This window comes from Micromonospora desertarenae, assembly GCF_056150265.1.
In genome coordinates this window covers 218082-228282 of the sequence record NZ_JAXCFQ010000012.1, presented here as the reverse complement: position 1 = coordinate 228282, position 10201 = coordinate 218082, and the positions used below count along the sequence as shown (strand labels likewise).

Sequence of the window (10201 nt, the reverse complement as noted above, 5' to 3'; positions counted from 1 at the left end):
ACCGCGTCGCGCCACTCGCCGAGAGGCGACCTGCACACCGACACCCCAGGCACCGCCCCCGCAGCCACCAGGCCGCGGGGGCGGCGCTGTCTCCGGGACGTGAAGATCGGTCGGAGCGGTCGCGGGCGGGCGTCGGCTGGCCTATGTTCGAGGGGTCGGCGTCGGGCGAAGGGGGGTGGCGGGGTGGGTATCCGTACCTTCATCGAGGGCTGGCCGGTCTACCGGCAGCTCACCGGCACCGACCCGCTCGGGCGGGGTGCGGCGGCGCAGTCGGCCCGCTCGGCCGAGCTGACCGCGCGTACCGAGACGGCCGACCGGGTGGCGCGCTCGGTCTGCCCCTACTGTGCGGTGGGCTGCGGCCAGCGCGTGTACGTCAAGGACGACCGGGTGACCCAGATCGAGGGCGACCCGGACAGCCCGATCTCCCGTGGTCGGCTCTGCCCGAAGGGCGCGGCCAGCAAGAGCCTGGTGACCAGCCCGCTGCGGCAGACGAAGGTCCGCTACCGCCGGCCGTACGCCACGGAGTGGGAGGACCTGGATCTCGACGTCGCGCTCGACATGATCGCCGACCGGGTGCTCGCCGCGCGCGAGCAGACCTGGGAGGACGTGGACAGCGAGGGCCGGCCGCTCAACCGCACGCTGGGCATCTCCAGCCTGGGCGGGGCGACGCTGGACAACGAGGAGAACTACCTCATCAAGAAGCTGTTCACCGCGATGGGGGCGCTCCAGATCGAGAACCAGGCCCGGATTTGACACTCCGCCACCGTCCCCGGTCTGGGGACCAGCTTCGGTCGCGGCGGCGCGACGGACTTCCAGCAGGACGTGGCGAACGCTGACGTCATCGTCATCCAGGGCTCGAACATGGCCGAGGCCCACCCGGTGGGTTTCCAGTGGGTGATGGAGGCCAAACGGCGCGGCGCCAAGGTCTTCCACGTCGACCCGCGGTTCACCCGGACCAGCGCGCTCGCCGACACGTACCTGCCGATCCGGGCCGGCTCGGACATCGCCCTGCTCGGCGGGGTGGTGAACTACATCCTCAGCAACGAGCTGGACTTCCGGGAGTACGTGCTGGCGTACACCAACGCGGCGACGATCATCAGTGAGGAGTTCGTCGACACCGAGGACGGGGACGGCTTCTTCTCCGGGTTCGACCCGGAGACCGGCACGTATCAGCGGACCAGCTGGCAGTACGCCGGCCAGGAGACCCAGGCCGGGACGGCGGCGGAGGAGACCGACAAGGAGCGCGACGCCGCGGCCGGGCTGCGGCACGAGTCGCACGGCAGCCCCATCTCGGGTCGGAACCAGCGGGACGAGACGTTGCGGCACCCGCGCTGCGTCTACCAGATCCTCAAGCGGCACTTCGCCCGCTACACCCCGGAGATGGTGGAGCGGGCCTGCGGCGTGCCGCGGGAGAAGTTCCTGGAGCTGGCGCGGGCCTGGACGGAGAACTCCGGCCGGGAGCGCACCGGCGTGCTGATCTACTCGGTCGGCTGGACCCAGCACAGCGTCGGCGTGCAGTACATCCGCACCGGCGCGATCATCCAGCTGCTGCTGGGCAACGTGGGCCGCCCGGGTGGTGGGGTGCTGGCGCTGCGCGGGCACGCCAGCATCCAGGGCTCCACCGACATCCCGACGCTGTTCAACCTGCTGCCCGGCTACCTGCCGATGCCGCACCACGCCGACCACCCGACCTTCGACCAGTGGGTGGACAGCATCCGGCACCCGGGCCAGAAGGGGTTCTGGGGCAACGCGCGGGCCTACGGCGCCAGCCTCCTCAAGGCGTACTGGGGGGACGCGGCGACGCCGGAGAACGACTTCTGCTACGGCTACCTGCCCCGGATGACCGGCGACCACGGCACCTACCAGCAGGTGCTGAACATGATCGACGGCAAGGTGAAGGGCTACTTCCTGCTCGGTCAGAACCCGGCGGTGGGCTCGGCGCACGGTCGCGCGCAGCGGCTGGGCATGGCCAACCTGGACTGGCTGGTGGTCCGCGACCTGTTCATGATCGAAAGTGCCACGTTCTGGCGGAACAGCCCGGAGGTGGCCACCGGTGAGATCGTCCCGCAGGAGTGCCGCACCGAGGTGTTCTTCCTGCCGGCCGCGTCGCACGTGGAGAAGGAGGGCACCTTCACCCAGACCCAGCGGCTGCTGCAGTGGCGGGAGAAGGCCGTCGAGCCGCCGGGCGACTGCCGCTCCGAGCTGTGGTTCTTCTACCACCTCGGGCGCAAGCTGCGGGAGAAGCTGGCCGGCTCCCCGCACCCCCGCGACCGGGCGCTGCTCGACCTGGCCTGGGACTACCCCACGCACGGTCCGCTGGCCGAGCCGAGCGCCGAGGCGGTGCTGCGCGAGATCAACGGGTACGAGGTGGCGACCGGCCGCCCGCTGGCCTCGTTCAGCGAGGCCCGCGACGACGGTTCCACCGCCGTGGGCTGCTGGATCTACACCGGGGTGTACGCCGACGGGGTGAACCAGGCCGCCCGCCGCAAGTCCCGGCACGAGCAGGACTGGGTGGCCGCCGAGTGGGGCTGGGCGTGGCCGGCGAACCGGCGCACCCTCTACAACCGCGCCTCCGCCGACCCGCAGGGGCGGCCGTGGAGCGAGCGGAAGAAGTACGTCTGGTGGGACGCCGAGGCCGGCGAGTGGACCGGCTACGACGTGCCGGACTTCGAGAAGACCAAACCGCCGACGTACCGGCCGCCGGAGGGCGCCTCCGGCCCGGCCGGGATCGCCGGCGACGACGCGTTCGTCATGCAGAGCGACGGCAAGGGCTGGCTGTACGTGCCGCGCGGGCTGATCGACGGGCCGTTGCCGACGCACTACGAGCCGCCCGAGTCGCCGGTGCGCAACCCGCTCTACCGGCAGCAGGCCAACCCGACCCGCAAGGTCTATACGCACCCGGTGAACTCGGTGAACCCCAGCCCGCCGGCGGAGCACAGCCAGGTGTTCCCGTACGTGTTCACGGTCAGCCGGCTCACCGAGCACCACACCGCGGGCGGGATGAGCCGCACCGTCCGGCCGCTGGCCGAGTTGCAGCCGGAGATGTTCGTGGAGGTGTCCCCGGAGCTGGCCGGCGAGGTGGGGCTGGCCCACCTGGGCTGGGCGCACCTGGTCAGCGGGCGGGCGGTGATCGAGGCGAAGGTGCTGGTCACCGACCGGCTCACCCCGCTGCGGGTGGACGGCCGGATCATCCACCAGGTGTGGCTGCCCTACCACTTCGGCGGTGAGGGGCTGGTCACCGGCGACTCCGCCAACGACCTGTTCGGGATCACCCTCGACCCGAACGTGCTGATCCAGGAGAGCAAGATCGGTACCTGCGACGTACGACCGGGCCGCCGCCCCACCGGGCCGGCCCTGCTGGACCTGGTGGCCGACTACCGGCGCCGGGCCGGCCTGGAACCGGGCGCCGACCCCGGTCCCCGCCCACCCACCGTCACCCCCGGCGCGCACCCCGGCGTCGAGCACCGGCCGGACGGGGGAGGGTCGCGATGAGCCCCGGCCCGAACAGCTACTACGGCCCGCTGGACCCGGCCCCGGACGCGGGCTGGTCGGACGCCCCGCCGCGGATGGGCTTCTTCACCGACACCAGCGTCTGCATCGGCTGCAAGGCGTGCGAGGTGGCCTGCAAGGAGTGGAACGACGTGCCCGGCTCCGGGCTGGACCTGCTGGGCATGTCGTACGACAACACCGGCGCGCTGACCGCCAACTCGTGGCGGCACGTCGCCTTCGTCGAGCAGGCCCGCCCGGCCGGCCACCGGACGCCCCCGTTCGCCGGAAACCCGACCGGCGGCTCGGTGAGCGCCTCGTCGGCGGCGGTGGCCGCCGGCAGCGGCAACCCCACCGGCACCGACCCGGGGGTGCCGCCCGGGTCACCCGACGCCGCGGCCCGGATGGCCGCCGGCCCGTCGAGCGACGCCACGCCGACGGCGGCCGGGACCCAGTTCCTCGGCATGCCCGGGGACGGGCCGCCGGGGCGGACCGGCAGCGCCGAGGGGCGCACCGACTTCCGCTGGCTGATGATGTCCGACGTCTGCAAGCACTGCACCCACGCGGCCTGCCTGGACGTCTGCCCGACCGGGTCGCTGTTCCGCACCGAGTTCGGCACGGTGGTGGTGCAGGAGGACATCTGCAACGGCTGCGGCTACTGCATCTCCGCCTGCCCCTACGGGGTGATCGACCAGCGCAAGGGCGACGGCCGGGCGTGGAAGTGCACGCTCTGCTACGACCGCATCGGTGTCGGGAAGACACCGGCCTGCGCGCAGGCCTGCCCGACCGAGTCCATCCAGTACGGCCCGCTGGAGGAGCTGCGCGAACGGGCCGCCGCCCGGATGGCCACCCTGCACGACCGGGGCGTGCCGGAGGCGCGGCTGTACGGGCACGACCCGACCGACGGGGTCGGCGGCGACGGCGCCTTCTTCCTGCTGCTCGACGACCCGGAGGTGTACGGGCTGCCGCCGGACCCGGTGGTGACCACCCGCGACCTGCCGAAGATGTGGAAGCGGGCCGGCCTGGCCGCGTTGGCCATGGCGGCGGCCGCCGTCGCCGCGTTCGTCGGAGGTTCCTCGTGAGTGACCGCCCGGTCGGCGACCGGTTCCGCCGCTTCCGCGACCGGCTCGCCGGCACCGCCGGCGGCCCTGACCCCACGGCCGGCGAGAGCCACGCCACCAGCTTCCGCCCGGACGCGCCGCGCAGCGACGCCGCCGCGCAGGCCGCCCGGCTGGCGCCCGTGCCGTCGGGGGCACCGACGCAGCGGCGCCGGGGCGGCCGGCGGGGGCGCGGCGGCGAGGAGCTGACCGTCCCGGCGGCCGAGTTCACCTCCTACTACGGGCGGCCGGTGCTGAAGCCGCCGGTGTGGAAGTGGGACATCGCCGCCTACCTGTTCACCGGCGGCCTGGCGGCCGGTTCGTCGCTGCTGGCCGCGGGCGGGCAGTTCACCGGCCGGCCGGGGCTGCGCCGGGCCGGGCGGCTCGCCGCGCTGGCGGCGGTCGGGGCCAGCACCGGCTTCCTGATCCGGGACCTGGGGCGGCCGGCCCGGTTCCACCACATGCTGCGGGTGGCCAAACCGACCTCGCCGATGTCGGTGGGCACCTGGATCCTCGCCGCGTTCGGGCCGGCGGCCGGCGTGGCGGCGGTCGCCGAGGCGGCGCCCTGGCTGCCCGAGGACGGCCTGCCGGGGCTGGCCCGGCGGGTGCTGCCGCCGGTCGGGCACGCCGCCGGGCTGGCCGCCGCGGCCACCGCGCCGGCCCTGGCCACGTACACCGGGGTGCTGCTGGCCGACACGGCCGTGCCGTCCTGGCACGAGGCGTACCCGGAACTGCCGGTGATCTTCGCGGGCAGCGCGCTGGCCAGCGGCGCCGGCGTGGGTCTGCTCGCCGCGCCGCTCGGGCAGACCGGGCCGGCGCGGCGGATGGCGGTCGCCGGCGCGGCGCTGGAGCTGTACGGCTCGCACCGGGTGGAGACCCGGCTCGGGCTGCTCAGCGAGCCGTACCGGATCGGCCGGGCGGGGCGGCTGCTGCGGGCCGGGCGGGTGCTGACCGCCGCCGGGGTGGCCGGCGCGCTGCTCGGCGGGCGCAGCCGGGCCGTCTCCGCGCTCTCCGGCGCGGCGCTGCTGGCGGCGTCGGTGGCGACCCGGTTCGGCATCTTCCACGGCGGCGTCGCCTCGGCGCGGGATCCGAAGTACACGGTGGTGCCGCAGCGCGAACGGCTGGCCCGCCGGGCGGCGGTGCAGGACTGACCCTTCCCCGCGCGGGCCCGCCACCGCTGTGGTCAAATGCTCGGTGGAGGCGTTCAGGCGGCTGGTGCCCCTCCCGGTCTTCAAAACCGGTGTGGTCCGGGACCCGGGCCAGGCGGGTTCGATTCCCGTCCGTCTCCGCCAAGCAGCGGGGAGATCACGTGACAGGGGACGGCCGCGCCGATCCGCGCCGGCGGGTGCCGCGCACCGACGCGCTGCTCGCCGACCCCGCGCTGGTCGCCGCCGCCGGCACGCTGGGCCGGGACCGGGTCAAGGCCGCCGTCCACCGGGCGCAGGAGCGGGCCCGCCGCGGCGAGATCGCCCCCGACGAGGTACGCGAGGCCGCACTCGCCGCGCTGCCCGCGCCGGCGCCCCGGTCGGTGCTCAACGCCACCGGGGTGGTGCTGCACACCAACCTCGGCCGGGCGGCGCTGTCGCCGGCCGCGGTCGCCGCGGTGCTCGCCGCCGCCGGGCACACCGATGTGGAACTCGACCTGCGCACCGGCCGGCGGGCCCGGCGGGGCCGCGACGCCCTGGACGCCCTCGCGGCCGCCGTGCCGGACGCCGGCGCGGTGCACGTGGTCAACAACGGCGCCGCCGCGCTGGTGCTGGCCGCCACCGCGCTGGCATCCGGCGGCGAGATCGTGGTCAGCCGGGGCGAGCTGGTGGAGATCGGCGACGGGTTCCGGCTGCCGGACCTGCTGGAGAGCACCGGCGCGCGGCTGCGCGAGGTGGGCACCACCAACCGCACCACGCTGGCCGACTACGCCGCCGCGATCGGCCCGCGCACCGGGTTCGTGCTGAAGGTGCACCCGTCCAACTTCCAGGTCACCGGCTTCACCTCGGCGGTGCCGGTGCGGCGGCTGGCCACCCTCGGCGTGCCGGTGGTGGCCGACATCGGCTCCGGGCTGCTCGCCCCGGACCCGCTGCTGCCCGCCGAACCGGACGCCGCGAGCACCCTGCGCGCCGGCGCCGCGCTGGTCACCGCCAGCGGCGACAAGCTGCTCGGCGGCCCGCAGGCGGGGCTGCTGCTCGGCGCGGCCGACCTGGTCGAGCGGCTGCGCCGGCACCCGCTCGCCCGGGCGCTGCGGGTGGACAAGCTGACCCTGGCCGCGCTGGCCGCCACGGTGGGCGACCCGGCCACCCCGACCCGGGCGGCGTTGCACGCCGACGCCGGCGGCCTGCGGGAGCGGACCGAGCGGTTGCGCGACCGGCTCGCCGCCGACGGCTGCAAGGCCGAGGTGGTGCCGGCCGCGGCGGTGGTCGGCGGCGGCGGCGCCCCCGGCGTGGAGCTGGACTCGTGGGCGCTGAGCCTGCCCGAGCGGTACGCCGAGCCGCTGCGCACCGGCGAACCGCCGGTGCTCGGCCGGGTGGTGCGCGGCCGGCTGCTGCTGGACCTGCGCTGCGTGCCGGCCGACGCCGACGACGCGGTGCGGGCCGCCGTGCTGCGGGTGCCGGGGGACGGCTGAGCCATGTGGGTGGTGGCCACCGCCGGGCACGTGGACCACGGCAAGTCGACGCTGGTGCGGGCGCTGACCGGGATAGAACCGGACCGGTGGGCCGAGGAGCGCCGCCGGGGCATGACCATCGACCTGGGGTTCGCCTGGACCACGCTGCCGTCCGGCGGGACTGTCGCCTTCGTCGACGTGCCCGGGCACGAGCGGTTCGTGCCGAACATGCTCGCCGGGGTCGGCCCGGTGCCCGCCGCGCTGGTCGTGGTGGCCGCCGACGAGGGCTGGATGCCGCAGTCCGCCGAGCACCTGGCGGCGCTGGACGCGCTCGGGGTGTCGTACGGCCTGCTGGTGGTGACCCGCGCGGACCTGGCCGACCCGGGGCCGGCGTTGGCCCGGGCCCGGGCGGAGCTGGCCGCGACCTCGCTCGGCCCGGTGGAGGCGGTGGCGGTCAGCGCGGTCACCGGCGCCGGCCTGCCCGAGCTGCGGGCGGCGCTGGACCGGCTGGCCGCCCGGCTGCCCGCGCCGGCGACGGACGCGGCGGTGCGGCTCTGGGTGGACCGCTGCTTCACCGTCCGGGGCAGCGGCACGGTGGTCACCGGCACCCTCGGCGCCGGCCGGCTGCGCGTCGACGACGAGCTGGAACTGGCCACCACCGGCGAGCCGGTGCGGGTGCGCGGCCTGCACCGCCTCGGTGCCGCGACGGCGCGGGTCGACGCGGTGGCGCGGGTGGCGGTGAACCTGCGCGGCGTCCCGCGGGACCGGCTGGCCCGCGGGGACGCGCTGCTCACCCCCGGCCGGTTCCGGCTGACCGACCTGCTCGACGTGCGGCTCGCCGGTGACCCGGTCGCCGACCTGCCGGCCACCCTCACCCTGCACGTCGGCTCCGCCGCCGTGCCGGCCCGGGTCCGCCCGCTCGGCCCGGACACCGCCCGGCTGCGGCTGGCCCGCCCGCTGCCGCTGCTGGTCGGTGACCGGGCGCTGCTGCGCGACCCCGGTCGCCACCACGTCGCCGGCGGGGTGACCGTGCTGGACGTGGCGCCCCCACCGCTGGCCCGCCGGGGCGCCGCGGCCGCCCGCGCCGCCCTGCTGGCCGACCTGGACGGCCGCCCCGACCTGGCCGGGGAGCTGCGCCGTCGCCGGCTGGCCCGGGTCAGCGACCTGGTCCGCACCGGGGTCGAGGTCACCGTCCCGCCGGTGGCCGGGGACTGGCTGGCCGACCCGGAGCACTGGCGGCAGCTCGCCGTCCGGCTCGGCGAGGAGGTCACCCGCCACGGCCGGGAACACCCGCTGGAGCCCGGCGCGCCGGTCGAGCTGCTCCGGCGGCGACTCGGCCTGCCCGACCGGGCGCTGGTCGAGGCCCTGGTGCGCCCGCCGCTGCGGCTGCGCGCCGGGCGGGTGACCGCGTCCGCGGCCGACGCGCTGCCCGAGCCGGTGGCCCGCGCCGTGGCCCGCCTCCGGGCCGAGTACGCCGACCGGCCGTTCCGCGCCCCGGAGGCCGCCGACCTCGCCGGCCTCGGCCTCGGTCCGCGCGAGATCGGCGCCGCGGTGCGCGCCGGGGCGCTGCTGCGGCTGGCCGAGAACGTGGTGCTGCTGCCCGGCGCCGCCGACGCGGCGGTGCGGGTGCTGGCCGGGCTGCCGCAGCCGTTCACGCTCAGCGCGGCCCGGCAGGCGCTGGACACCACCCGGCGGGTCGCCGTGCCGCTGCTGGAGCTGCTGGACCGCCGCGGGGTCACCCGCCGGCTGCCCGACGACGCCCGGGTCGTGGTCACCGCGGGCTGACCCGGCCACCGGCAAGCCGCCCCACGAGCGCGGGGCGGTCACCTAGCGTTACCACATGGACCCTTCAGCGATCTGGCGGGACCGGCAGCGCAAGTGGCGGATCGAGGCGTACCGCGCGCCCGACCTGCGGTTCGCCATCTTCGCCACCAACGGCACCACCGAGTCCGCCCCGCTGTGGCTGTTCGGGATGTCGGCGCTGGCCCGCTGGCTGATGTCGCACAAGATCTCGCTCGACGACCTGGAGGTCGACTGAGGCGCTACGCCCGAACGGGGGATTGTTCCGGAAAAGCCCGTTGACCGACTGTTCCCACCCGTACGGTGCGATACGTGAAGGACCGAGGAATGCGTACCTTTCTCACGGTGCTCGCCGGGCTCGCCGTGGTCTACTTCGGCACCACCGGCCGCAGTCCCGAGGAGGGCGGCGGGGTCACCGGCGGCCTGGTGGTGCTCGCCCTGCTGGCGGCCCTGCTGGTCTGGCACCTCACCAAGCCGGGGAACACACCGACGAAGTGAGGCCGGTCAGCCGGCGGCGGCCGTGCGGCTGACCTCGCCGGCGGACTCCTCGCCGAGCGCTACCCGGACCAGCGCCGAGGCGAGCCGGCCGAACTCGGCCGAGCCGACCAGCCCGGCCAGCCGGTCCGGCGAGGCGGGCAGGCCGAGCCGCTTCGCCCCGGCCAGCGCGCGCCGGTCGGCGTACGGGCGCACGTCGGGCCAGACCGTCTGGGCCTCGCGCAGGAAGATGTCCGCCCCGGTGGGGCCGATGCCGGGGAACTCGGTGAGCCGCCGGCGCAGCCCGGCCGGGTCGCCGTCGGCCTCCCGGTGCAGCCGGCGCAGGTCGCCGCGCCAGCGGTCCAGGCAGAGCCGGGCCCCGGTGCCCAGCATCGTCGAGGTCCGCTCGTCGTAGCGGCGGTAGTGGCCCCGGCCCAGCGCGTCCACCCGGTCCTGCCAACTGGCCGCCTCCATCGCCTGCGGGGTGCGGTAGCCGGCGGCGAACAGTTCCCGGGCCGCCGCCACCGCCACCTGGGCCCGGATCCGGGTGCTCAGCAGCGTGGCGAGCACCAGCAGCTGGTAGAGCGGGGCCGGCCGGTCGGCCAGCCGGATGCCGGCCTCCTCGGCGTACGTGCGTCCCCGCCGATCCAGCAGGACCCGCGCCACGGTCCGGTCGTCGCCCATCTGCCGGGGGTACCCGGCCGGCGGCGGGTCACCCCTCGCCGGCCGGTCCGGCTGCGGCATGGCG

General features: G+C 76.1%; 7 protein-coding genes, 1 tRNA gene and 1 pseudogene. 8 read left to right on the top strand and 1 reads right to left on the bottom strand.

The window, feature by feature from the left end:
- Nucleotides 1-183 precede the first annotated feature (183 nt).
- From fdh to SM577_RS24050, 8 genes and pseudogenes are all read left to right on the top strand, one after another.
- Nucleotides 184-3456, top strand: a pseudogene (gene fdh, locus SM577_RS24085) (formate dehydrogenase); the annotation flags it as partial.
- A gap of 32 nt (nt 3457-3488) precedes the next feature.
- A complete protein-coding gene (locus tag SM577_RS24080) occupies nt 3489-4568 on the top strand; it encodes a 4Fe-4S dicluster domain-containing protein (RefSeq protein WP_302922580.1) in 1080 nt (359 codons plus the stop codon).
- Nucleotides 4565-5734, top strand: coding sequence for an NrfD/PsrC family molybdoenzyme membrane anchor subunit (nrfD, locus tag SM577_RS24075; protein ID WP_474579735.1), 1170 nt, complete (start codon nt 4565-4567; stop codon nt 5732-5734). Before SM577_RS24080 ends, nrfD begins: the two co-directional genes overlap by 4 nt.
- A gap of 45 nt (nt 5735-5779) precedes the next feature.
- Nucleotides 5780-5875 (top strand) — tRNA-Sec (locus tag SM577_RS24070).
- A gap of 17 nt (nt 5876-5892) precedes the next feature.
- Nucleotides 5893-7200, top strand: a complete 1308-nt coding sequence (gene selA / locus SM577_RS24065) for an L-seryl-tRNA(Sec) selenium transferase (protein ID WP_474588027.1) — start codon at nt 5893-5895, stop codon at nt 7198-7200.
- 3 nt (nt 7201-7203) lie between these two features.
- Nucleotides 7204-8964 carry a selenocysteine-specific translation elongation factor gene (gene selB / locus SM577_RS24060; RefSeq protein ID WP_474588026.1) on the top strand — a complete coding sequence of 587 codons (1761 nt, stop codon included), beginning with the start codon at nt 7204-7206 and terminating at the stop codon, nt 8962-8964.
- Between the two features lie 55 nt (nt 8965-9019).
- Nucleotides 9020-9217, top strand: a complete 198-nt coding sequence (locus tag SM577_RS24055; RefSeq protein ID WP_474588025.1) for a hypothetical protein — start codon at nt 9020-9022, stop codon at nt 9215-9217.
- Between the two features lie 89 nt (nt 9218-9306).
- Nucleotides 9307-9477 (top strand): hypothetical protein, encoded by a 171-nt coding sequence (locus SM577_RS24050; RefSeq protein WP_474588024.1) that lies wholly within the window; start codon nt 9307-9309, stop codon nt 9475-9477.
- 6 nt (nt 9478-9483) lie between these two features.
- On the opposite strand, the gene SM577_RS24045 is transcribed toward SM577_RS24050, so the two are convergent.
- Entirely contained in the window at nt 9484-10137 is a 654-nt protein-coding gene (locus tag SM577_RS24045; protein ID WP_302922584.1) for a hypothetical protein, read from the bottom strand.
- Nucleotides 10138-10201 lie beyond the last annotated feature (64 nt).

Coding starts and splice junctions, on each gene's coding strand:
- SM577_RS24080 (WP_302922580.1), top strand. CDS start 3,489: ATGAGCCCCGGCCCGAACAGCTACTACGGCCCGCTGGACCCGGCCCCG.
- selB (WP_474588026.1), top strand. CDS start 7,204: ATGTGGGTGGTGGCCACCGCCGGGCACGTGGACCACGGCAAGTCGACG.
- SM577_RS24055 (WP_474588025.1), top strand. CDS start 9,020: ATGGACCCTTCAGCGATCTGGCGGGACCGGCAGCGCAAGTGGCGGATC.
- SM577_RS24050 (WP_474588024.1), top strand. CDS start 9,307: ATGCGTACCTTTCTCACGGTGCTCGCCGGGCTCGCCGTGGTCTACTTC.
- SM577_RS24045 (WP_302922584.1), bottom strand. CDS start 10,137: ATGGGCGACGACCGGACCGTGGCGCGGGTCCTGCTGGATCGGCGGGGA.